Source organism: Reyranella sp. (assembly GCF_965227665.1).
Taxonomy (GTDB): Bacteria; Pseudomonadota; Alphaproteobacteria; order Reyranellales; family Reyranellaceae; genus Reyranella.
The window spans coordinates 2,832,026-2,854,887 of the sequence record NZ_OZ245767.1 but is presented as its reverse complement, the minus strand read 5'-3'; the positions used below and the strand labels follow the sequence as shown (position 1 = coordinate 2,854,887).

Genomic DNA, 22,862 nt, shown 5'->3' with positions numbered 1-22,862 from the left:
GCGTGCTAGCGGCCGCTGCCGCCGCGCAATCGCTTGTCGACCACCTGGCGCTCCGCCGGATCGAGCAGACCCAGCAGGACCTTGCGGAAGCCCTCGACCGCCTCGGCGCCGGTCTCGCGATAGGCCCGGGCGAAGCGCTGGCTCTGGCGGTCCGTCAGGTCGCGCTCGAGTTCCTGGCCCTTGGGCGTGAGCCACAGGTGGCGTTCGCGGCGGTCGCGCGCGCCGCTCTTCTGCTCGACATAGCCTTGCTCGAGCAGATCCTTCAGGACGCGGCTGATCGACTGCTTGGTCACCTTGAGGATCGACAGGAGATGCCCGACCGTCTGCCCGGGATGGCGCCCGATGAAGTACAGGGCGCGATGGTGGGCGCGGCCGAGCTGGCGGTCCTTGAGCTGCTGGTCGGATTCGAAGGTGAAGTCGCGATAGGCATAGAACATCAGCTCGATGCCCTGTCGCAGCTCTTCGTCGCGCAGGAACAGGGGATTGGCGGGGGCTCTGGATTCCACGCCATCCTTTATAGTGCGGGCGGGCTGCGTTGACACCCCGCGCGAGCCGATGTTACCGCGCGACGTTCCTTCCGGAAATTTTCCCAAACCCTGCGAGGCGCCATGCTCACCGTTCATCATCTCGGCATGTCGCAGTCGGAGCGGATCGTCTGGCTTTGCGAGGAACTCGGGATCCCCTACGAGCTGAAGATCTACGACCGCGATGCGGTCACGCGGCTCGCGCCGCCCGAGTACAAGGCGCTGCATCCGCTGGGCGCGGCGCCGGTGATCCAGGACGGCGACGTCCTGCTGGCCGAGTCGGGCGCCATCGTCGAGTACATCGTCGCCCGGTACGGCAAGGGACGGCTGGTCCTCCCGGCCGACCATCCCGACTTCGCGTCGTTCCTCTACTGGTTCCATTTCGCCAACGGCACGCTTCAGCCCGCGACGGGCCGGAACATGATCCTGGGGCGGCTCGATCTCCCGGCCGACAATGCCCTGATCAAGGCTATGAAGGCCCGTCTCGATCTCGCCCTCGGTCTCGTCGAGGCGCGACTCGGGGAGGCCGATTACCTGGCTGGGGCGGAGCTCACGACGGCCGACATCATGGCCGTCTTCTCGCTGACCACGATGCGCAACTTCCTGCCGTTCGATCTCGCGCCCTACCCGGCGATCCGCGCCTATCTGCAGCGTATTGCCGCCCGTCCGGCCTACCAGCGAGCCATGCAGAAGGGCGACCCGGGAATGCCTCTCCTCCTGACCTGAAAATCCTCGGCGAATAACGCGCAGGGTCAGTGTGATTGACAAGGTCAGCATTATTGACCTAATTAGGTCGATAGTTGTTCTGGATACGTCTCCAGAGACCTAATTGGAATCAATCGAGAGAGGATATCGCAATGTCCTTAACCATGGATGATCGGGATGGTGTGATCTGGCTGGACGGCAAGCTGGTGCCTTGGCGCGAGAGCCGCATGCATGTGCTCACCCACGCGCTGCATTACGGATCGGCCGTCTTCGAAGGCGAGCGCATCTACGACGGTCGCGTCTTCCGCCTGTCCGCCCACAGCGCCCGCCTGATCCGTTCGGCCAACCTGCTCGACTATGACCTGCCCTGGTCGCGCGAGCAGATCGACGAAGCGACCCGCGCCGTCGTGAAGGCAAACGACCTTACTGCCGGCTACATCCGGCCCATCGCCTGGCGCGGCTCGGAGGTGCTGGGCGTGTCGGCGATCGGCACGACGGTCCATCTCGCCATCGCCCCGTGGGCGCAGGAAGGCCGCCTGTCGGTCCAGGCGCGAGATGCCGGCATCAACGTCACCATGGCCAGGTACCGCCGGCCCTCGCCGGAGACGGCGCCGGGCCACGCCAAGGTGGCGGGCCTCTACGTGATCTGCGGCATCGAGAAGGACCGTGCGTTGAAGGCCGGGTTCGACGATGCGCTGATGCTCGACTGGCAGGGCCGCATCGCCGAGACGACCGGCGCCAACATCTTCTTGGTGATCGACGGCAGGCTGGTCACGCCGACGCCGCACAACTTCCTCGATGGAATCACGCGTCGTGCGGTGATGGGCATGGCGCGGACGCGCGGCTGGACGGTCGAGGAGCGCGACGTGATGCCGGAGGAACTCGGGCAGGCGAGCGAGGTCTTCCTTTGCGGCAGCGCCGCCGAGATCGTGCCGGTCGGCTCGATCGACCAGCATCACTTCCAGGCGGGTCCCGTCGCCAAGACGCTGATGGCCGACTTCCAGAAGCTGGTGCGCGCGCCCGACAGCGAAGGCTTCGGCGAGGCCACGCATCTGATGACACCCGCGTCGTCGCTGGCGGCCTGACCGGATGGCTTGACATCGGGGCCTGCGATCCCCTTTTCTCGATGACGTCCGAGGGGTGCCTGATCTTCCTGCAGGAGACGGGCTGAGACAGCCTTAACGGCTGAACCCTTTGAACCTGATCCGGGTCATGCCGGCGAAGGAACGGGAGTCAGCGGTGTTGGATCGACCTGTCGTATCAATCATCGGAGCCGGCGTCGCAGGCTTGGCCTGCGCGACGGAACTTGCCGAGCGTGGTGTCGCCGTCGAGGTGCTGGAGCGCAGCGCCCGCCTGGGCGAAAGCGCCTGTTCCTGGATGGCCGGGGGCATGCTGGCGCCGTGGTGCGAGCGGGCGACCACGGACGAGATCGTCGCCCGTCTGGGCGAACCATCGATCGACTGGTGGCGCCGCCACTATCCCGGCACCGTCAGCCAGGGCAGCCTGGTGCTCACGCCGCCGCGCGATGCCGCCGATCTCACGCGCTTTGCGGCGCGGACCGAGCGCTACGAGTGGATCGACGGCGACCGCATCGCATCCCTCGAACCCGATCTCGGCGGTCGTTTCCGCCGTGCGCTGTTCTTCGCCGACGAGGCGCATCTCGAGCCGCGCAGGGCGCTGGCGTCGCTTGCTGAGGGTCTCGAGGCGCGAGGCGTGCCGATCCGTTTCGGCGTCGAGGGCACGCCTTCGGCAGGCGACTCAAGGTTCCTCGTCGATTGCCGCGGTCTGGCGGCGCGCGATGCGCTACCCGACCTGCGCGGCGTGCGCGGCGAGATGCTCGTGGTCCGCACCCGCGACGTGTCGCTGTCGCGCCCGGTGCGATTGCTGCATCCGCGCATCCCGCTCTACATCGTGCCGCGCGGCGACGGGGTCTTCATGATCGGCGCCACGATGATCGAGAGCGAGGAACGGCGGGCCGTGAGCGTGCGTTCGGCCATGGAGTTGCTGAACGCGGCCTACACGCTTCACCCGGCCTTCGGCGAGGCCGAGATCGTCGAGCTGGGCGCCGACTTGCGGCCGACCTTTCCCGATAACCTGCCGTGCATCCGGCGCAACGGCCGCGTGCTGCACGCCAACGGTCTTTTCCGGCATGGTTTCCTGCTCGCGCCCTGGCTGGCGCGGCAGGTCGCCGACGCCGTTCTTCTGGAGACGAGAGATGCGGATATTCCTGAACGACGACATGCATGAGGTCTCGCCCGGCACCCTGGCCGCGGCGCTGGAAAGTCTCGGCTATGGCGGTCGCAAGATCGCGACGGCGGTGAACGGCCGCTTCGTCGCCGCCGCCGCGCGGCCGCGCACCGAGCTGGCCGACGGCGACAAGATCGAAGTCGTCGCGCCGATGCAGGGAGGATGACCATGTCCGCCTTCTACGGCGTCGCGCTGAAGTCGCGGCTGCTGCTGGGAACGTCACGCTATCCCTCGCCGGCGGTCCTCGAACGCGCGATCAAGGCGTCGGGTGCGGAAGTCGTTACGGTGTCGCTGCGCCGCGAGAGCGGGGCGGGCCGGGCCGGTCAGGCCTTCTGGTCGCTCATCCAGTCGATGGGCGTGCGCGTGCTGCCCAACACGGCAGGCTGCCATTCGGTGAAGGAAGCGGTGACGACCGCCCATATGGCGCGCGAACTGTTCGACACGCCCTGGATCAAGCTCGAGGTGATCGGCGAGGCCGACACCTTGCAACCCGACGTGTTCGGCCTCGTGGAAGCCGCGCGCATCCTCGCCGAGGACGGATTCGAAGTGTTCCCCTACACGACCGAGGATCTCGTGGTCGCCGAGCGGCTGGTCGAGGCGGGCTGCCGCGTGCTGATGCCCTGGGGCGCGCCGATCGGGTCGGCGCGCGGCCTGAACAACGTCTACGGGCTGCGCTCGATGCGGGCGCACTTTCCCGACATACCGCTGGTGGTCGATGCCGGGCTGGGCGTTCCCTCGCACGCCGCCGCTGCGATGGAGCTGGGATACGACGCGGTACTGCTCAACACGGCGGTCGCCGAAGCGGGCGATCCGGTCGAGATGGCGCGCGCCTTCGCACTCGGCGTCGAAGCCGGTCGTGCCGCCTATCTTGCGCGCCCGATGGAGCCGCGCGACATGGCCGTGCCGTCGACGCCGGTGATCGGCAAAGCGGCGCTTGGAGACTGAAGAGATGCTCGATCCGTTCTATCCCGTGGTGCCCGATTCCAGCTGGGTGTCGAAGCTGGTGCCGATCGGCACCAGGCTCATCCAGCTGCGCATCAAGGACCAGCCTGAGGCCGAAATCCGCCGTCAGGTGCGCGAGGCGAAAGCCGTCTGCGCGGAGCATGGCGCCGACCTGATCGTAAACGACTACTGGCAGATCGCCATCGACGAAGGCTGTGCCTGGGTCCATCTCGGCCAAGAGGACCTGGTCGATGCCGACGTGAAGGCGCTGCGCCGCGCCAATATCAAAATCGGCGTCAGCACGCACGACCATGCCGAGCTCGACAGGGGACTGGCCATCGATCCCGACTATGTCGCGCTCGGGCCGATCTGGCCGACCAAGCTGAAGCAGATGCCGTGGGGGCCGCAGGGCACCGAGCGTCTGGCCGAATGGAAGAAATTGATCGGCAACCGGCCGCTGGTCGCGATCGGCGGGCTGACACTCGAACGTGCACTGCTGTGCCTGAAGTCGGGCGCCGACATCGCCTCCGTCGTGGGCGACATCGTGAATCATGCCGATCCGATCGGTCAGGCCAAAGCCTGGATCGCCGCGACGAGAAGGCCGTGACGAACCGCTACGCCCGCCAGGCCGTGCTGCCGGAGATCGGGGACGCAGGACAGGCGCGCCTGGGTGCTGCCTCCGTGCTGGTCGTCGGTGCCGGCGGCCTTGGCTGCCCGGTGCTGCAGTATCTCACGGGTGCCGGCGTCGGACGTCTCACGATCGTCGATCACGACACGGTCGAGGAGACGAACCTGCATCGCCAGCCGCTCTACGGCATGCCCGACATCGGCAAGCTGAAGGCCGAGGCGGCGCGCGCCACGCTCCAGCGGTTCAATCCGCATGTTCGCATCGATGCCGTCGCCGAGCGGTTGACGCCGCAGAATGCGGCGCGGCTGGTCGCCGATGCGGACATCGTGGTCGATGCCGCCGACAGTTTCGCCGTGACCTACATGCTGAGCGACGTCTGCTTCGCAGCGGCGAAGCCGCTGGTGAGCGCCTCGGTGATCGGCATGACCGGCTATGCCGGGGTCTTCTGCGGCGGCGGCCCGAGCTATCGCGCGGTGTTTCCCGAGGTTTCGGTCGATGGCGGCACCTGCGCCACGGTGGGCGTGATCGGCACCGCGGTGGCGATGATGGGCAGCCTGCAGGCGCACCTCACGCTGCATCATCTGCTCGGCCTCGAACCGGCGGTGCTGGGCCGAGTCGTCACCTTCGACGCCCGGCGCGTGGCCTTTGGCGGCTTCGACTTCACCGGCAGTCCCGAACCCGAGGAACAAGTGGCGTTCATTGCGCCCGAGCAGGTGCAGTCGGACGACATCGTCGTCGATCTGCGCGGTCTCGACGAGGCGCCGGTCTCGCCCTTCGCCGGCGCGCGGCGGCTGGTCGTCGACACGATCGACGAATTGGGCACGCCTTCGCAACGGGTCGTGCTGGCATGCCGCAGCGGCCAGCGCGCGTTGATGGCCGCGGACAGATTGCGCGAGCGCGGTGTCACGAATCTTGCTCTAGTTGCCCTGGGCTGAAGCGCCCAAGCCGATAGGAGTTTCGCGTGGCCGATCCCGTTCCGCCGACCATGGAAGAAGCGCGCCGACACCAGATGTATCCGGTGCTCACGGCGGCGGAGCTGAAGCGCATGGGCCGCTTCGGTCGAAGGCAAAGTTTCAAAGCTGGCGAATTTCTGGCACGGACCGGAAAGGAAAGCCCCGGCATGTGCGTGATCCTCTCGGGGCGGATCGCCATCCTGGGACATGACGGGCTGGATCACGTCTCGCCCATCGCCACCATGGGACCGGGCGATTTCGCGGCCGAACTCGCCGAACTCGCAGGTCAGCCGGCGATGGTCGACGTTCGCGCCGAGGAGGATGTCGAGGCACTGATCGTGCCGCATGACCAGCTGCGCGCCCTGATGGTCGCGGAAGCGGAACTCGGCGAAAGGATCATGCGGGCATTGATCCTCCGCCGCGTCCGACTGATCGAGGTCAATCGGGTCGGTCCGATCCTGGTCGGCGAACTCACGCAGCCGGGGATGATTCGCCTGCAGGGATTCCTGACGCGCAACGGCCAGCCGCACACCATCCTCGATCCCGAGACCGATCCCGATGCGGCGAAGATGATCGAACGCCTGTCGCCCGACGCCGACGACTATCCGCTCGTCGTCTGTCCCGACGGCACGATCCTGCGCAATCCCGGCGAGCAGGAGCTCGCGCTGTGCATCGGTCTTCTCCACGAAAGCGCCGAGCCGCACCTCTACGATATCGCGATCGTGGGCTCCGGCCCGGCCGGTCTGTCGACCGCCGTCTATGCCGCGTCCGAAGGCCTCTCGGTGCTGGTGGTCGAGACCCGGGCCTTTGGCGGCCAGGCCGGCGCCAGTGCCCGCATCGAGAACTATCTCGGCTTCCCGACCGGAATCTCGGGCCAGGCACTGACCGCGCGCGCCTTCGTGCAGGCGCAGAAATTCGGCGCGCAGTTCGTCATTCCGCTGGAAGTGGCAAGCCTCGATTGCGGCGGCGGGCTGTCGCGTCCCATGGTGCTCGAGATGACGGACGGCTGGCGCGTGCAGGCGAAGACGGTGGTGATCGCCTCGGGGGCACGCTATCGCAAGCTGTCGCTGCCCAATCTCGGCGACTTCCTCAATCGCGGCCTGTGGTACTGGGCTTCGCCTATCGAGGCCAAGCTCTGCGCCAATGCCGAAGTGGTCATCGTCGGGGGCGGCAATTCGGCCGGACAGGCGGCGGTCTTCCTGTCGGGCCATGCCGCGAAAGTGTGGATCCTGGTCCGGGGCAGCGGTCTGGCCGAGACCATGTCGCGCTACCTGATCGATCGCATCGCGTCGGCGCCGAACATCGAGGTGCTGGCCGAGACCGAGATCGTCGAACTCGTCGGTACCGAACAGAGCGGCTTGCGCGGCGTGACCTGGCGGCACCGGCCCAGCGGGACCGAAACGCACCGGCCGATCCGTCACGTCTTCCAGTTCCTGGGCGCCGAGCCCGCGACCGAGTGGATGCAGGAGTGCGGCATCGACGTCGACAGGACCGGCTTCATCCGTACCGGCGCCGATGTCGAGGCACCCTGTCCCAAGCGTCCACCGCTCGCCTACGAGACGAACGTGCAAGGAGTCTTCGCAGTCGGCGACGTGCGTTACGGCTCGGTGAAGCGGGTGGGGGCCGCGATCGGCGAAGGGGCGAACGTGGTCGCCCAGATCCACGGCGTGCTGGAGGCGATGGGAGAGATGACCCCTCCGTCGGCGTAAGACGCCGACACCTCCCCATTTCCAATGGAGAGGTGACCGGCAGGGCGGAGGGGGCAAACGGTTACTTCTTCTCCCAGCGCGCGGCCGCTGCGTCGTCGCCTTCGTGGGCGTCGACCCATTGCTCGCCCTTCGGCGTGTCTTCCAGCTTCCAGAAGGGCGCCTTGGTCTTCAGCCAGTCGACCAGGAACTCGCAGGCCTCGAAGGCGGCCTCGCGATGCGGCGAGCCGACGGCCACCAGCACAATGCGTTCGCCCGGCTCCATGCGACCGTAACGGTGGACGATCAGGGTCGCCTCGAGCGGCCAGCGGCGTTTGGCTTCGGCCTCGATCTCCTGCAGCGCCGTCTCGGTCATGCCGGGATAATGTTCGAGCGTCAGCGCATCGATCCTGTCGCGATGATAGCCCTCGCGCACGTGCATCTCGCGCACGAGACCGACGAAGACCGCGAGTCCGCCGATGCGCTTGTTGCCGTCGGTGAGATGGGCCAGCTCGGCACCGACGTCGAAGTCCTGTTCCTGGACGCGGACGCTCATGGCGTCAGCCGCCGGTGAAGGGCGGAAAGAAGGCGACTTCGCGCGTGCCGGCGAGCTTCACGTCGAAGGTCGCGGTGCGCTGGTCGACGGCGGCGCCGAACGCGGCGCCTTCTGCCAGTGCCTCGGCATGACCGGGACTGCGCCCGCGCAACCAGACGATCAGATCGCCCACCGTGTCGATCCCGGCGGGCGGCGTTACCTCTTCCTCCGACACGCCGACGGTGCGCTTCATCCAGGCGAAATAGCGGATCTTCACTTCTGGCCGCCCGACGCGGGGGTGTCTTCCGCCATGTGGCGCAGACCGGTGCGCAGATAGTCGTAGCCGGTGATGAGGGTGAGGGCCGCCGCGATCCAGATGAGCACGATGCCGGCTTGCGTGACCCAGTGCGCGGCCGAATCGCCGACCAGCAGCGCGGCGATCGCCACCATCTGCACGGCCGTCTTCCATTTGGCGAGCGCGCTGACCGGCAGGCCGACCCGCAGTTCCGCCAGGAATTCGCGCAGCCCGGAGACCAGGATCTCGCGCGCCAGGATGATGAGGGCGGCCAGCACGTTCAGGCCGGCGAGCGTGCTGTTGTCGACCAGCATGACGAGGGCCGCGGCGACCAGCAGCTTGTCGGCGATCGGATCGAGGAAGCGGCCGAAGCGCGAGATCTGGTGATAGCGTCGCGCGAAATATCCGTCGAACCAGTCGGTCACCGCCGCCGCCACGAACAGCGCCATCGACAGCCACTGCGCCCAGCCGCGATCGAGCCAGAAGCAGGCGACGACCAGCGGGATCGCGACGATGCGCGACAGCGTGAGCATGTTGGGGAGATTGAACAGCATCGCCCCGACCTTACCGGCCCCCCCGGAAGTGGTCATGGATTTTCTGGGCAAGTGCACTCGAGATTCCGGGCACCGACTTGATGTCCTCGAGGGTCGCGCCGGACACCGCACGGGCGCTGCCGAAATGATTGAGCAAGGCGCGCTTGCGGCCGGCGCCGATTCCCGGCACTTCGTCGAGCGCCGAGCGCGTCAGGTCTGCCGCACGGCGCGTGCGGTGAGTCCCGATCGCGAATCGATGCGCCTCGTCGCGAAGCCGTTGCAGGAAATAGAGCACGGGATCGCGTGGCTCGAGCGAAAAGGGCGGCTTGCCCGCCATGAAGAAGCGCTCGCGACCGGCATCGCGATCCGGCCCTTTGGCGATGCCCACCACCGCGATGTCTTCGAGGCCGAGTTCGCTCATCACCCCGCGGACCGCTTCGAGCTGGCCCTGGCCGCCGTCGATCAGCAGCAGGTCCGGCCAATGCTCGTCGTCGCGCTCAGGATTCTCCTTGAGCGCGCGGCCGAACCGGCGGCCCAGGACCTCGCGCATCATGGCGAAGTCGTCGCCCGCCGCGCCCTCGGTCTTGATGTTGAACTTGCGGTAGGCGTTCTTGGTGAAGCCCTCGGGACCCGCGACGACCATCGCGCCGATCGCCGCCGTCCCCTGGATGTGGCTGTTGTCGTAGATTTCGATGCGCTCCGGTGGCGCATCGAGTGCGAACACGCGGGCCACGCCCTCGAGCAGGGTGCGCTGCGTGCCGCGCTCGGCCATGCGGCGGCCCAGTGCCTCGCGGGCATTGTTCACCGCCTGGTCGAGCGCATCCTTCTGGTCGCCGCGCTTGGGCTGCCGAATCTCGACTTTGTGGCCGGCCGACAGAGCGAGCGCGCTCTCCATCAGCTCGCGCTCGGGCACGTCGTGGCTGGTCAGGATCAGCTTCGGGGCCTCCCTGCCCTCGTAGAACTGGCCCATGAAGGCTTCGAGCACCTGGCCCTCGTCGAGCTCCTTGCCGTGGCTCGGGAAGTAGGCGCGGTTGCCGAGATTCTGGCCGGCGCGCAGGAAGAAGACCTGGACGCAGACCTGCCCGCCCTCGGCATGGGCAGCGAAAATGTCGGCCTCGTCGATCGACGGCAGGCTGATCGACTGGTGCGAGGTGATCTGGGCCAGGGCGCGGATGCGATCGCGCAGGATGGCGGCGCTCTCGAACTCGAGATTGGCCGAGGCCTGCTCCATGCGCTGCGACAGGGTCTGCTGGATCTCGCGGTTGCGGCCGCCGAGGAAGCCGCGAACGTCTTCGACGATGGCCTCGTATTGCGGCTTGTCGATGCGACCGACACAAGGCGCCGTGCAGCGCTTGATCTGATACTGCAGGCAGGGCCGCGTGCGCGTCGAGAAGACGCCGTCCGAACAGGAGCGCAGCGGGAAGGCGCGCTGCAGGGCGTAGAGCGTGCGGTTGACCGCCGTGGCCGAGGCGAACGGCCCGAAATACTCGTTGGCCGGTTCGCGCGTGCCGCGATGCTTGGCGAGCTGCGGCCATTCGGTGTCGCGGCGGATGACGATGTAGGGGAACGACTTGTCGTCGCGCAGCAGGACGTTGAAGCGCGGCCGGAAGCGCTTGATCAGGTTGTTCTCGAGCAGCAGCGCTTCGGCTTCGCTGTCGGTGACCGAGAATTCCATGGTCCGCGTCGCCGACACCATGCGGATCAGGCGCGCGGCGAGGCGGGTCGGCTGCGTGTAGGAGCCCACCCGGCTGCGCAGCGAACGCGCCTTTCCGACGTACAGGACCTCCCCGTCGGCCGCGATCATGCGGTAGACGCCGGGCTTGCGCGGCAGGGTCCGCACGAACTCCGCGATGATCCGCATGCCATCGGCAAGGGAGCCTTCGCTGGGAGGCTGGTCGAGGTCGGTTTCGTCGCTCACGGGGCGGGAGAATGGTGTTGGCGGGGCCTCCGTACAAGGCAAACGGGCCATGTGGGGAAGTCTGTGAAGAAACCCAAGGACCTTCGGACGTTACCCAAGCGTCACCGTATTGACTCAATGTGAGAGGGGTGACAGTCGCCGGTCACCCCTCTGGTAGTGCGTTGATTTGGCTAGAAATTCTGCGTTCTAGCCTCACCGTAGAAAAAGCTGGTCATCCATTTCGTTCACGGTTCAATCCAATTGGTCGGCCCGCTTCGATGTGTGGATAACTTCGGTGGCTTTACAGCACCGACAGCATGCGGCCGACCAGGGGATGACGGACCACGTCACCCTGCGTCAGGCGGACCACGGCGACGTCCTCGAGCCCGTCCAGCTTCGTGGCGATCGAGGCCAGGCCGGACAGCTCCGGCAGGAGATCCGTCTGGTCCGGATCGCCGGTCATCACCATCGTGGAGTGCCAGCCCAGGCGCGTCAGCAGCATCTTGAGCTGGCCGTAGGTGCAGTTCTGGGCCTCGTCGATCAGGACGAAGGCGTTGTTGAGCGTCCGCCCCCGCATGAAGGCGACCGGCGCAATCTCGATCGTGCCGTCGTCGAGATTCTGGGCGAGACGCTTGGCGCCCAGCCGGTCGTTGAGGGCGTCCCATAGGGGGCGCAGATAAGGGTCGAGCTTCTCGCGCATGTCGCCGGGCAGGAACCCGAGATTCTCTCCCGCTTCGACGGCCGGCCGCGACAGCACGATTCGCGAGACGGTGCCGCTTTCCAGGGCTTCGACGGCGGCGGCGATAGCCAGATAGGTCTTTCCCGTGCCGGCGGGGCCCAGCGCCACGGTGAGCGGCTTGGAGTCGATCGCCTCCATCAGCAGTCGTTGGTTGTCGCTGCGCGGCCGGACTTTCTTGATGTAGCTCTGGTCGCGATCGTTGGCCGGAGTGTGGTCGAAAACGACGTTGTGAATACGGGCACCATCGATGGCGTGCAGCTTGGCTCGGCGTGCGGCGCGTTTGGCCATATTCTTACTCCGGTGTCAGGGTCAAAGGAGCGTGATCGATCGCCCAGAACAAAAAACGCCCCCGGCGAGCGGAGGCGTTGGCGATCGGTGGTCTGGCTGCAAGGTGAGGCCGTCGGGCACGCGGTGGAAGTTCCACCGGTGAACCATTTTCCGTCGGGGGACATGTCCTCGAACGGATAAAAACCCTCCTTCAGCTACCTATGGAACGCTACCGTCAATCCGGCCCTGCATCCACCACATTTATGGTCTGCCATCGAAATTTAACCCAAGGGAAAGCGTCGCCTCTAACGCTCGTGAACCAGCCGACCTGCCACATAGGTCGCCTGGACGGCCCGGTCGTCGCCCAGGATCATCTGGATGAAGAGCTGCTCGGCGAAGTCGCGGGCCTCGTCCATGCGGAAGGCGATCAGGGGTGTCGAGCGCATGCCGAGCACGACCAGGTCGGCTTCCATGCCAGGCGCGATGCTGCCGACCTTGTCTTCGAGATGCATGGCCGCCGCCGAGCCGCGGGTCGCGAGATAGTAGGCATGGGCGGCCGACAGGGGATGACGGTTGAGCTGCGCCGCCTTGTAGGCCTCGTTGAGCGTCTGCAGGATCGAGAAGGAGGTGCCGGCGCCGATATCGGTGCCGAGGCCGACACGGACCGGCCGGTCGGCCTGCTTGGCGCGGGCGATGTCGAACATGCCACTGCCCAGGAAGAAGTTCGAGGTCGGGCAGTGGGAAATCGCGGCATCGGTCGCGTGCAGGCGTTTCAGCTCGTCGTCGCCCAGCCAGATGCCATGCCCGAACACCGCGCCGCCGCGGCAAAGGCCGTGATGGTCGTAGACGTCGAGGTAGTTGGCGCGGTCGGGAAACAGTTCGCCGATCCACGCGACTTCGGCCTGGGTCTCCGCGATGTGGGTCTGCATCAGGCAGTCGGGATGGTCGCGCCACAGCGCCCCGGCGGCGGCGAGCTGCTCGGGCGAGCTCGTGCCGGCGAAGCGGGGCGTGATGGCATAGAGCAGGCGTCCGCGCCCATGCCATTTGCGGATCAGTGCCAGCGAATCGTCGTAACCGGTCTGGACGTCGTCGCGCAGCGCCTCCGGTGCGTTGCGGTCCATCAAGACCTTGCCGGCGGCGAGCCGCAGGCCGAGCGCTTCCGCCTCTTCGAACAGGATGTCGGCGGAATGGGCGTGCACGGTGCAATAGACGCAGCTCGTGGTGATTCCGTTGCGCAGGTTTTCCTGCAGGAAGGCGCGGGCCACCCGCCGTGTATGGGCACGGTCGGCGAACTTCAGCTCGGCCGGGAAGGTGTAGCGTTCGAGCCAGTCGAGGAGCTGCGCGCCGTGGCTCGCGATCATCGTCGTCTGGGGGAAATGCACGTGGGTGTCGATGAAGCCCGCGGAGATCAGCGCATCCTTGCCGAAGTCCCGGATCTGCGTCTCGGCGGGCAGCAACGGGGCCACGCGCGCGGCGGGTCCAAAGTGTGTGATGCGCCCGTCCTGCATCGCCACGATCGCGTCGGGCTCGTGCACGAGGGTCCGCTCGAGTCCGTCGCGGAACGGATCGCCGGTGAAGGTGAGGGCGGGGCCGCGCAGGGCGGTGGGGTGGGCGGAAGGAGGCATTCCCGCAAGATTCGCATCGAACGACACCTTGCGAAAGGCCTGTGCTAGAGAGGTAACTTCGAACGAAAGAGGTCGTGATGGGCGAGATCGTGTGGCGCAACATGACGCGGGCTGAGCTCGACAAGGCCTATGACAATACCAACGCGGTGGCCGATTCGGGTGTGCGGCGCGACGGTTGGATCGAGCGCAGCGAACGCTTCCGGGCGCTCCACCCCGAGGGCCTGGACCTCGTCTACGGCCCGCGGCCCCGCAACAAGCTCGACCTGTACCGCTGCGGCCGCGCCAGGGCGCCGCTGTTCGCCTTCATCCACGGCGGCTACTGGCAGCGCAACAGCAAGGAGATCTTCGCCTGCATGGCCGAGGGCCCGCTCGCGAACGGCATGGACGTCGCGTTCCTCGGCTACACGCTGGCGCCTGAGGCCACGCTCTCAGCCATCGTCGAGGAAATCGCCGATGCGGTACGCTGGCTGCGTCGCGAAGGACCGCGTCACGGTGTGGCGCAGGATCGGCTGGTCGTATCCGGCTGGTCGGCCGGCGGTCACCTGACGGCGACGACGCTGGCCATGGACGAGGTCGATGCCGGCCTTGCCATCAGCGGCATCTACGACGTCGAGCCCTGCCGGCTGAACTACCTGAATGAAAAACTGAATCTCACGGCGGAGGAAGCGGCGCGCACGAGTCCGCTCCTTCACCTGCCGAAGAAGAGCGCGCCGGTGATACTGACCTACGGCACCGGCGAGCTTCCGGAACTACAGCGCCAGTCCATCGCCTATCACGAAGCGCGCCGCGCCGCGGGCCTGCCGAGCGAAGTCCTGCCGCTCGCCGGCCTCAATCACTTCTCCATCATGGACCAGCTCGAGGCCCGCGACGGGGCGCTCGCGATGGCCGCCGCGCGGCTGGCGTTTCCGTCTGGTTCCTGACGAAAAAAGCGGCATATTCCGCGCGTTTCCCGCCGCTTGCGCGCGCGTCCTATGACGCCGCGTCACATCCCTTCCTGGCGCTCCAATGGTATTTTGGGGCGCTCTGGGAGGTGAATAATGAGCGTCGATCGAGAGGCAGCTGTCGCTGCCCCGAAAGGCGAGCGAGAGCTCCGTTCAAAAACGACAGTCTGGGGGGCGCGCATCGTCCTGGTGACCGCCTCGGTCCTAGTGTCCCTCGCGCTGTTGGAAGTCGGTTGCCGGCTGGTACGGTGGGGTCCCGAAGGGCTCACGACCTGGCCCAACCTGGCTCACCAGCGCATGGGAACCGGCCCTGGCGGCGAAAGGTGCCAATACGCCTATAGTGAGTCGATCGGCTGGACCTCGCCGGCGAACTGCGTGTCGAAAGCCTACAATTCCGATGCTGCCGGCTTTCGCCGTGCCTCCGCACAGGCATCGCTCGCGGAGCCTCCCATCCTCGTCACCGGCTCGTCTTTCGCCAAGGGCGACGAGGTGAAGGATGACGAGGCCTGGCCCGCCTATCTGCAGGACATGATCGGGCGGAAGGTGGTGAACGCCGGGGTCAGCGGCTATGCGTTCGACCAGATGGTACTCGCCACGGAGCAGCTCGTGCCCAAGGTGAAGCCGCTGTTCGTCATCGCCAGCTTCACGCCCGGCGACATCCGGCGCACCGAACTGAAGGTCGCCTGGAGCCGCGAGAAGCCCTATTTCGCCTTGAAGGACGGAAAGCTCGATCTCAGCAACGTGCCTGTCCCGGGCAGGCCGGGTGCCCCGGTCCGCTTGCCCGCAGTGGCGGAGTGGCTGGGATGGTCGGCGCTGGCCGACCTTCTGGTGGAGCGTCTCGGCATCCAGCAGGGCTGGTACTTCACCGAGGTCCAGGCCGTGCCCCGCGGCACCGGCGAGACGATTGCCTGTCGGCTGATGCCGAGGCTCGCAGCACTCGGCGTGCCCGTCGTCGTGATGGCGCAATACAGTCGCGGTTACTGGAACGACAAGGGCCCTCATGGCACGGCGGATCATCGGGCCATGCGCCGCGTGCTGGGCTGCGCCGCTGAGGCGGGACTCATTGCCTTCGACCTTTCGGACACGCTGAAGGCGGCGGTCGACGCCCGCGGTACCGATGCGCTCTACCGGTCCGATCACCATTCGGCCGAGGGCAATCGCGTGGTTGCCGATCTCGTGATGCGCGAACTCATCGATCGGCGGCTGCTCTCGAAGATGGCGGATCGCTAAGGCGGCCTTGCAACGGTCGGCCGGTAGGCGGGTTAACGAGGTTCTGACCTCCAGGAAAGGACCCGTACCATGGATCACAGCAAGCATGTCCGCGTTGCGGGCAACGAGCTGACAGCGGAAATCCTCACCGATGCAGCAATCTACGGTCCGGGCGACGAGAAGATCGGCACGGTCGACCATCTCCACGGGAGCGGCCCGCAGGCCCAGATCGTGATCGACGTTGGCGGGTTCCTCGGCATCGGCGCCAAGCCCGTGGGCGTGCCGGTCAGCGACTTCGATTTCATGCGGGATCAAGACGGCGATGTCCATGCGGTGACGAGCTGGACCAAGGACCAGTTGAAGGCGATGCCGGAGCATCGCGATCGCTGACGCCGGCCCGGGATTCCGGGTGGAAAAAGAAGTGCACGATTCCCGCGCTGGATTACGTCGCTACTCGCGCCGTGGCCAACATCCTGCAATAATTGGATATCTGACAACCAGCGGTCGGTGTAAATGTTTGAACGAATGCTGCGAGCTTTCATGCCGCCTGCGCGTCGTACTGTCGGGCTTCTGCCCGTGGTGGCCTGTGTTCCCGGTTCAGATGTCTGGTTTGTGCGCTTTACCTTCGCGTTCCTCTCGCATCTCCAGCAAGGTGGCCATGTCGTCGACCGGCTGAGCGGACAGTGTATTGGCAATCCTGCCGGTCCCTCATTCAATTTCGACCATCTGAGCGGAGGGCCGCTGCTTTGGGCGCCTGATCTTTTGCCGGCGCGCCATCTTTTCATTGGGCATACGGTCTGTCCCGGATTCAACAGAATTTCTTCGGAATTCGACTGGTGGCCCGGCACGTCCTTTTCTGCGCGCGGCGACGATTATCTCCATGATGGAATGGACTACGCTCATGTGCCCGTCGACTTGGCGCCCCACGCTTTTGTTCCTGTATCCGTGGGTGATGTCGATGCCGCCGCCTGGACCGACTCCCGCCAGCGCATGGTCCTGATCTATGGAGATCCGCTGGAGAAGGCCGTCGCCAGTTTCAGTCTGAGGCAGGGCCAAGTTCGCCCTCCCTATCGTCGCCTTGGCGAACGGCAAGTCGTGGATTGGCCGTTCCACGATTACCTTTTCAAGCATGCACTGCCCTCCTACGCCAAAATGATGATGTCCTATCAGGCGATGGCGCAGGCTGTGCCGGGCGCCGTTCAAATCGTGTCGGAGGACGCGCTTCGAGAGGAGCCTGTTCGCGTCCTGTCTTCCGTCCTGGCGCACTTGAATCTCGATCACTGGGATTCGGGGGTTATTGATGCTGTCATCACCCTCTCTCGGGGCGAGCACATCGCGGCAATCGAGAAGGAGGCCGGACGAAGCTTCACGGGCTTCCGCCGCAGTCGCAAGGCTACGATATCGTCTGCAGCCGAGACGGCGGTCAGGGCCGCCAGGGATCCGAACCTGCGGCACAAGGCCTTGGCGTTGCTTGCGTCGATGGGCGTGGACACGGCGTACTTCCAGCCGTCGCCGCTATCGGTGCCGATGCAAGCGGTTGCCGCAAGCAGGCGTAGCGCCTAGTCGCTTCGGGTTGTCGCTGACGGGTTGCTGCCACCCATCCTGTCATGGCATTCGCTGGGGAGGCGTGGATTCTTCGCCCAGGTCGGGAGGAATGGCGTGAAGCAGAACGTTGTGGTTGCGACGCATCACAAGACCGGCACGGTCTGGATGTCCACGGTGTTCAAGGCGATCGCCCGTAGGCTGGACGCACACTATATCGACTTCTGGTCGAACTATGGGCGCCTCGATCGCGTTCTGAAGACGCCCTTCATTCTTCTGAATCACAGCTCGATATTTGCGCGGCATGCCAGCGAGCTTCGCCGGGAAGACGTCAGAATTCTCCATCTCATTCGCGACCCACGCGACGTCCTCATTTCGGCCATGCACTACCACAAGAAAGCCGACGAGCCGTGGCTCCACGAGACGATACCCGGCAACAACCAGGCGTCGTATCAACAACGGCTCAATTCGCTCGCCACCGCCCACGAGCAGTATCTGTTCGAGCTGGAGAGCGCGACGGGGAACACCATAGAGGCCATGCTGGACTGGCACTATGACAGGCCGAACTGCCTCGAGCTCCGCTACGAAGACCTGTGGAGCGACCGCTCGCTCTCGGTGTGGCGGCACGCTGCCTCCTTCCTGGGATTCGAAGGTTCCGAGCTGGAGGTGAGTGAGAAGTGCTTCTGGGAGCACAGCTTGTTCGGCCAGGCTTCCAGAACCAATCGGCGTCATGCCCGTTCTGGCGAGGCCGCGCAGTGGAAGAGCGAGTTCACGCCGGAACTGGCACAGGCTTTCCTGCACCGCTTTCCCGACGCCCTGCAGACGCTCGGATATGAGGAAGACGACGGCTGGATCTATAGGCTGACCGCATCGCCGAAGCTCCAGGCACGAACTTCTACGGCGCCCTGAGGACGGCGATTACCCTCGGGACGGCGGCGATCCGACGACCTTCCCGAAAACAAAGGGCCTGGCCGTTGCCGGCCAGGCCCTTGTCGATTTGGTGGAGCCAAACGGGATCGAACCGTTGACCTCTACAATGCCATTGTAGCGCTCTCCCAGCTGAGCTATGGCCCCGAAATCCTTGGGAAGGCGCGAGGTTATAATTCGTGCCTCGCGCGCTGGCAACAGGCTCTATCGATCGCCTTCACCTTTGTCGTCGACCTCGACCTCGACTTCGACCTCCAGATCGTCCTCGTCATCGTCCAGATCGTCCGCCGCCAACGCCTCGTCGCCGTCGACATCGGGCAGATCGTCACCGTCCAGATCGTCGACCTTCTTCTTCGCCGCCGCTGCCTTGGCCGCCGCTGCTGCCGCAGCCGCTGCCGCTGCCGTCGCTGCGGCCGCGCCGCGGCCGCGGCGGACCTTCACGAAGTCCTCGCGGTCATGTTCGCGCCCGCACTTGGGGCACTTGATGGGGCTCTTGCCCAGGTCGTAGAAGCGCGCTGCACAGCTCTGGCAGGTGCGTTTGGTGCCCCAGCTCGCTTTGACCACGCTAAATCTCCTGCAAATGTGCTGGAATCGGCCGAAAGGGCCGCGAGGGAGCGCGTATGTCACGCGTCTTTCACCCTGTCAAAACCAAATTCCGGCATGCTACGAGGGCCGCGCGCTGCAGTTCCGCCTGCCGCCCAACTCTGCAGTGGAGACCGCCCTGTCCGCCCATGCCGCTCCCGCGAAGCTGATCGCCCGTCCCGTCGACCGGTTGCAGGGGCGTGTCCGGGCGCCGGGCGACAAGTCGGTTTCCCATCGTTCGCTTATGTTTGGTGCCCTGGCGCTGGGGGAAACGAAGATCACCGGGCTGCTGGAAGGCGAGGATGTGCTCGCCACCGCGGCCGCGCTGCGGGCGCTCGGGGCCAGGGTCGATCATGAGGGTGTCGGCGCCTGGCGCGTGCGCGGATTCGGCGTCGGCGGGGCGCGCGAGCCCGACAATGTGCTCGATCTCGGCAATTCCGGAACCTCGGCCCGCCTGCTGTCCGGCATCCTGGCCAGCCATCGCTTCACCAGCTTCATGACCGGCGATGCCTCGCTGCGCCGCCGGCCGATGCAGCGGGTCATCGTGCCGCTTTCGCAGATGGGCGCCCGCTTCGAGGCGCGCGAGGGCGGCCGCATGCCACTGGCCGTCCTGGGCACCGACGAAATGGTTCCAATCGAATACCGGCTGCCCGTCGCGTCGGCGCAGGTGAAGAGCGCGATCCTTCTCGCCGGCCTCAATACCGCGGGCGAGACGACCGTCATCGAACCCGAGGCCACGCGCGACCATACCGAGCGCATGCTGCGCCATTTCGGCGCCGAGGTGAGGGTCGTGCCGGCCGACGGTGGCGGCAAGCGGATTACCGTCGTCGGCTGGCCCGAACTCAAGGCGCGCGACATCGTGGTGCCGGGCGATCCCTCGTCGGCGGCCTTCGCCGTCGTGGCGGCGGCGATCCGGCCGGGCAGCGACGTGACGGTCGAGAATGTCGGGCTGAACCCGCTGCGCGCCGGCCTCTACGAGACGCTGCGTGAGATGGGCGCCGACATCACCGTCGAGAACGCCCGCGAAGTGGGCGGCGAGCCGGTGGCCGACCTGCGCGTGCGCGGCGGCGAGCTTCGCGGCGTCGAGGTGCCCCCGGAGCGGGCGCCGTCGATGATCGACGAGTATCCGATCCTGGCCGTCGCGGCTGCCTGTGCCCGCGGCACCACCCGCATGCTGGGCCTGGCCGAGTTGCGCGCCAAGGAAAGCGACCGGCTGGCCAGCGTCTCCGCCGGGCTGGCCGTCAACGGCGTCCGCCACGAGATGGGCGCCGATACCCTCTTCGTGCACGGCACCGGCGAGGCGCCGGCGGGCGGCGGGACGGTGGTCACGCATCTCGACCATCGCATCGCCATGGCCTTCCTCGTGCTGGGACTGGCCTCGCGCGACGGCGTCGCCGTCGATGACGGCTCGCCGATCGACACGAGTTTCCCCGGCTTCGCCCGGCTGATGGCCGATCTTGGAGCCCGGATCGAGGCCGCGTGACCCAGAAGCCTGTCATCGCCATCGACGGGCCGGCGGGCGCCGGCAAGGGCACCCTCGCGCGCCGGCTGGCCGACCATTTCGGCCTGCCCCACCTCGATACCGGGCTGCTCTACCGTGCGGTCGGGCTGAAGGCCGAAAGGACCGGGCGCCCGGCGGTCGAGATCGCCGGCAACCTCGATCCGTCGGACCTGACCGATCCCGAGCTGCGGACCGACGTGGCGGGCCAGGCCGCGTCGAAAGTCGCGGCGATTCCGGAGGTTCGGGCCACCCTGCTGGATTTCCAGCGGAAGTTCGCCGCCCAGGCGAGTGGCGCCGTGCTCGACGGGCGCGACGTGGGGACCGTAATTTGCCCTCACGCGCCCGTGAAATTATTCGTGACCGCCAGCGCCGAGGCGCGGGCGGAGCGGCGGTACCGGGAGTTGCGCGCCAAGGGGGTCGACACTATAAAGCCGCGCGTTCTTGCCGAGATGGCGGAGCGGGACCGTCGCGACAGCGAACGGGCGGCAGCACCTCTTAAAGCCGCACCCGATGCTTACCACCTCGATACCAGCGACATGGATGCCGACGCGGCCTTCGCCGCCGCCTTGGCGTTCATGGAGAGCAAGGGCTTTCGATTCTCCGGGCCGTAAGTCGCCGCCGGCGGATCGAAGACTTTCAGCGGCGACTGCGCCGGGACGTGTCGTCCTTGCGTCGGTGTTTCAAAGGCACTGGATCCGCCGGACTTAACCGGTTGGCCGACGGGGCACGTGTCCCGGGATCGATGATGGAGAGTTCCATATGGCAAAGGGCAGCGCCCTGCGTAGACCCGCGAACGACACGTCGAGCGACGAGTTCGCAGCACTTCTCGAGGAATCGCTGGGCGGTTCGACGAGCTTCGAAGGCACGGTCGTCAAGGGCCGCGTCATTCGCATTGCCAACGATTTCGTCGTGGTGGATGTCGGCCTCAAGTCCGAGGGTCGCGTCGCGCTGCGTGAGTTCGCCAATGGCGGCACCGGAGCCCCTGAGATCAAGGAAGGCGACGTGGTCGACATCTTCGTCGATCGCATGGAGAACAAGGAGGGCGAGGCCGTCCTGTCGCGCGACAAGGCTCGCCGCGAAGAGGCCTGGACCGTCCTCGAGAAGGCGTTCACCGACCAGGAACGCGTCATGGGCACGATCTTCGGCCGCGTGAAGGGTGGCTTCACGGTCGACCTGTCGGGCGCCGTGGCCTTCCTGCCCGGCAGCCAGGTCGACGTGCGCCCGGTGCGCGATGTCGGCCCGCTGATGGGCCAGGCCCAGCAGTTCGCCATCCTCAAGATGGACCGCCGCCGCGGCAACATCGTCGTGTCGCGCCGCGCCGTCATGGAAGAGACCCGCGCCGAGGACCGCACGCGCCTGATGGGCGCGCTGTCCGAGGGCCAGGTGCTCGACGGCGTCGTCAAGAACATCACCGATTACGGCGCGTTCGTGGATCTGGGCGGCGTCGACGGCCTGCTCCATGTCACCGACATCGCCTGGAAGCGCATCAACCATCCGTCGGAAGCCCTCACCATCGGCCAGCAGGTCAAGGTGCAGGTCGTCCGCTTCAACCCCGAGACGCAGCGCATCTCGCTCGGCATGAAGCAGCTGATGAGCGATCCGTGGGATGGCGCGGGTGCCAAGTACCCGGTCGGCCTCAAGCTCAAGGGCCGCGTCACCAACATCACCGACTACGGCGCGTTCGTCGAACTGGAGCCGGGCGTCGAGGGTCTGGTCCACGTCTCCGAAATGAGCTGGACCAAGAAGAACGTGCACCCCGGCAAGATCGTCTCGACCTCGCAGGAAGTCGAAGTGATGGTGCTGGACGTCGACATGTCCAAGCGCCGCATCTCGCTCGGCCTGAAGCAGTGCATGGCCAACCCGTGGGAGAGCTTCGCCGACAAGTTCCCGGCCGGTACCGAGATCGAGGGCGAGGTTCGCAACATCACCGAGTTCGGCCTGTTCGTGGGCCTGCCCGGCGACATCGACGGCATGGTCCATCTCAGCGACCTGAGCTGGGACAAGGCCGGCGAAGAGGCGATCCGCGACTTCAAGAAGGGCGACCAGGTCAAGGTCAAGGTCCTCGACGTCGACATGGACAAGGAGCGCATCTCGCTCGGCATCAAGCAGCTGGCCAACGATCCGTTCGAGAAGGTCGGCGCGGTCGCCAAGAAGGGCGATGTGGTCACCGTCATCGTGGCCGGCATCCAGGACAACGGCATCGACGTCACGGTGCAGGACGGCATCCCGGGCTTCATCCGCAAGACGGAGCTCAGCCGCGACCGCTCCGAGCAGCGTCCCGACCGTTACGCGATCGGCGACAAGCTCGACGCCAAGATCACCAACATCGACAAGGCCTCGCGCCGCGTCGTGCTGTCGGTCAAGGCGCGTGAACTCGACGAGGAGAAGAAGGCGATGGCCGACTTCGGTTCGTCCGACTCGGGCGCCAGCCTGGGCGACATCCTCGGCGCGGCCCTCAAGAAGAGGGCAGAGGCCGACGACGACGAGAAGTAAGCCGTTTTCATCATGGTTTACGGCAAGGCCGACCCGCAAGGGTCGGCCTTTTCTTTTGCTTTCAAGGGGTTAGGCTTGACGACACTGTTATC

General features: G+C 66.3%; 24 protein-coding genes, 1 tRNA gene and 1 riboswitch. Of the genes, 16 read left to right on the top strand and 9 right to left on the bottom strand.

Annotation, left to right across the window (positions count from 1 at the left end; genetic code table 11):
• Positions 1-5: 5 nt before the first annotated feature.
• The gene (locus ACO07I_RS13765; RefSeq protein WP_422008521.1) at positions 6-506 is read right to left on the bottom strand and encodes a MarR family winged helix-turn-helix transcriptional regulator; all 501 of its coding nucleotides are present in this window, start codon (positions 504-506) and stop codon (positions 6-8) included.
• A 102-nt stretch (positions 507-608) separates the two neighbouring features.
• Between ACO07I_RS13765 and ACO07I_RS13760 the strand changes: the two genes are divergently transcribed.
• The 8 genes from ACO07I_RS13760 (at position 609) to ACO07I_RS13725 (ending at position 7,708) form a co-directional block, all read left to right on the top strand.
• Complete coding sequence (locus tag ACO07I_RS13760) at positions 609-1,250, top strand: glutathione S-transferase family protein (RefSeq protein ID WP_422008519.1); 642 nt, start codon at positions 609-611, stop codon at positions 1,248-1,250.
• Between the two features lie 131 nt (positions 1,251-1,381).
• Entirely contained in the window at positions 1,382-2,314 is a 933-nt protein-coding gene (locus ACO07I_RS13755; RefSeq protein WP_422008517.1) for a branched-chain amino acid aminotransferase, read from the top strand.
• Positions 2,315-2,355: 41 nt separating this feature from the next.
• Positions 2,356-2,473: riboswitch (TPP riboswitch) on the top strand.
• Positions 2,472-3,476 carry a glycine oxidase ThiO gene (gene thiO, locus ACO07I_RS13750; RefSeq protein ID WP_422018257.1) on the top strand — a complete coding sequence of 335 codons (1,005 nt, stop codon included), beginning with the start codon at positions 2,472-2,474 and terminating at the stop codon, positions 3,474-3,476. (Overlaps the previous riboswitch by 2 nt.)
• Positions 3,445-3,642, top strand: coding sequence for a sulfur carrier protein ThiS (thiS, locus tag ACO07I_RS13745; protein WP_422008515.1), 198 nt, complete (start codon positions 3,445-3,447; stop codon positions 3,640-3,642). The genes thiO and thiS overlap by 32 nt, the downstream gene beginning before the upstream one ends.
• On the top strand, positions 3,639-4,421 hold the full coding sequence (locus ACO07I_RS13740) for a thiazole synthase (protein ID WP_422008513.1): 783 nt from the start codon (positions 3,639-3,641) through the stop codon (positions 4,419-4,421). Before thiS ends, ACO07I_RS13740 begins: the two co-directional genes overlap by 4 nt.
• Positions 4,422-4,425: 4 nt before the next feature.
• Positions 4,426-5,025, top strand: a complete 600-nt coding sequence (locus tag ACO07I_RS13735) for a thiamine phosphate synthase (protein ID WP_422008511.1) — start codon at positions 4,426-4,428, stop codon at positions 5,023-5,025.
• On the top strand, positions 5,022-5,981 hold the full coding sequence (locus tag ACO07I_RS13730) for a ThiF family adenylyltransferase (protein WP_422008509.1): 960 nt from the start codon (positions 5,022-5,024) through the stop codon (positions 5,979-5,981). The genes ACO07I_RS13735 and ACO07I_RS13730 overlap by 4 nt, the downstream gene beginning before the upstream one ends.
• 50 nt (positions 5,982-6,031) lie before the next feature.
• Positions 6,032-7,708, top strand: a complete 1,677-nt coding sequence (locus tag ACO07I_RS13725; protein WP_422018255.1) for an FAD-dependent oxidoreductase — start codon at positions 6,032-6,034, stop codon at positions 7,706-7,708.
• Between the two features lie 61 nt (positions 7,709-7,769).
• Here the strand turns inward: ACO07I_RS13725 and ACO07I_RS13720 are convergent, their stop codons facing one another.
• From ACO07I_RS13720 to guaD, 6 genes are all read right to left on the bottom strand, one after another.
• Positions 7,770-8,240 carry a molybdenum cofactor biosynthesis protein MoaE gene (locus ACO07I_RS13720; RefSeq protein ID WP_422008507.1) on the bottom strand — a complete coding sequence of 157 codons (471 nt, stop codon included), beginning with the start codon at positions 8,238-8,240 and terminating at the stop codon, positions 7,770-7,772.
• Between the two features lie 4 nt (positions 8,241-8,244).
• Positions 8,245-8,496, bottom strand: a complete 252-nt coding sequence (locus ACO07I_RS13715) for a MoaD/ThiS family protein (RefSeq protein ID WP_422008505.1) — start codon at positions 8,494-8,496, stop codon at positions 8,245-8,247.
• Positions 8,493-9,104, bottom strand: a complete 612-nt coding sequence (pgsA, locus tag ACO07I_RS13710) for a CDP-diacylglycerol--glycerol-3-phosphate 3-phosphatidyltransferase (RefSeq protein ID WP_422008503.1) — start codon at positions 9,102-9,104, stop codon at positions 8,493-8,495. The genes ACO07I_RS13715 and pgsA overlap by 4 nt, the downstream gene beginning before the upstream one ends.
• Positions 9,079-10,965, bottom strand: coding sequence for an excinuclease ABC subunit UvrC (gene uvrC / locus ACO07I_RS13705; protein WP_422008501.1), 1,887 nt, complete (start codon positions 10,963-10,965; stop codon positions 9,079-9,081). Before uvrC ends, pgsA begins: the two co-directional genes overlap by 26 nt.
• Before the next feature lie 280 nt (positions 10,966-11,245).
• On the bottom strand, positions 11,246-11,971 hold the full coding sequence (locus ACO07I_RS13700; RefSeq protein WP_422008500.1) for a PhoH family protein: 726 nt from the start codon (positions 11,969-11,971) through the stop codon (positions 11,246-11,248).
• Positions 11,972-12,255: 284 nt separating this feature from the next.
• Entirely contained in the window at positions 12,256-13,575 is a 1,320-nt protein-coding gene (guaD, locus tag ACO07I_RS13695; protein WP_422008499.1) for a guanine deaminase, read from the bottom strand.
• 77 nt (positions 13,576-13,652) lie between these two features.
• Between guaD and ACO07I_RS13690 the strand changes: the two genes are divergently transcribed.
• The 5 genes from ACO07I_RS13690 (at position 13,653) to ACO07I_RS13670 (ending at position 18,176) form a co-directional block, all read left to right on the top strand.
• Positions 13,653-14,495, top strand: a complete 843-nt coding sequence (locus tag ACO07I_RS13690; protein ID WP_422008497.1) for an alpha/beta hydrolase — start codon at positions 13,653-13,655, stop codon at positions 14,493-14,495.
• Between the two features lie 396 nt (positions 14,496-14,891).
• Positions 14,892-15,746 (top strand): hypothetical protein, encoded by an 855-nt coding sequence (locus ACO07I_RS13685; protein WP_422008496.1) that lies wholly within the window; start codon positions 14,892-14,894, stop codon positions 15,744-15,746.
• Positions 15,747-15,815: 69 nt separating this feature from the next.
• Complete coding sequence (locus ACO07I_RS13680; protein ID WP_422008494.1) at positions 15,816-16,115, top strand: PRC-barrel domain containing protein; 300 nt, start codon at positions 15,816-15,818, stop codon at positions 16,113-16,115.
• A 150-nt stretch (positions 16,116-16,265) separates the two neighbouring features.
• The gene (locus ACO07I_RS13675; RefSeq protein ID WP_422008492.1) at positions 16,266-17,288 is read left to right on the top strand and encodes a hypothetical protein; all 1,023 of its coding nucleotides are present in this window, start codon (positions 16,266-16,268) and stop codon (positions 17,286-17,288) included.
• A 96-nt stretch (positions 17,289-17,384) separates the two neighbouring features.
• On the top strand, positions 17,385-18,176 hold the full coding sequence (locus ACO07I_RS13670) for a sulfotransferase domain-containing protein (RefSeq protein ID WP_422008490.1): 792 nt from the start codon (positions 17,385-17,387) through the stop codon (positions 18,174-18,176).
• Between the two features lie 89 nt (positions 18,177-18,265).
• Here ACO07I_RS13670 and ACO07I_RS13665 read toward each other — a convergent pair.
• Together ACO07I_RS13665 and ACO07I_RS13660 are read right to left on the bottom strand one after the other, a co-directional pair.
• Positions 18,266-18,341 (bottom strand) — tRNA-Ala (locus tag ACO07I_RS13665).
• Between the two features lie 57 nt (positions 18,342-18,398).
• Positions 18,399-18,758: a TIGR02300 family protein gene (locus tag ACO07I_RS13660; RefSeq protein ID WP_298307833.1), complete on the bottom strand. Its 360-nt coding sequence runs from the start codon at positions 18,756-18,758 to the stop codon at positions 18,399-18,401.
• A 157-nt stretch (positions 18,759-18,915) separates the two neighbouring features.
• On the opposite strand from ACO07I_RS13660, the gene aroA reads away from it, so the two are divergent.
• From aroA to rpsA, 3 genes are all read left to right on the top strand, one after another.
• On the top strand, positions 18,916-20,259 hold the full coding sequence (gene aroA, locus ACO07I_RS13655; protein ID WP_422018253.1) for a 3-phosphoshikimate 1-carboxyvinyltransferase: 1,344 nt from the start codon (positions 18,916-18,918) through the stop codon (positions 20,257-20,259).
• The gene (locus ACO07I_RS13650; RefSeq protein ID WP_422008488.1) at positions 20,256-20,888 is read left to right on the top strand and encodes a (d)CMP kinase; all 633 of its coding nucleotides are present in this window, start codon (positions 20,256-20,258) and stop codon (positions 20,886-20,888) included. The genes aroA and ACO07I_RS13650 overlap by 4 nt, the downstream gene beginning before the upstream one ends.
• Positions 20,889-21,036: 148 nt before the next feature.
• Positions 21,037-22,770: a 30S ribosomal protein S1 gene (gene rpsA / locus ACO07I_RS13645; protein ID WP_422008486.1), complete on the top strand. Its 1,734-nt coding sequence runs from the start codon at positions 21,037-21,039 to the stop codon at positions 22,768-22,770.
• The last annotated feature ends 92 nt before the right edge of the window (positions 22,771-22,862 follow it).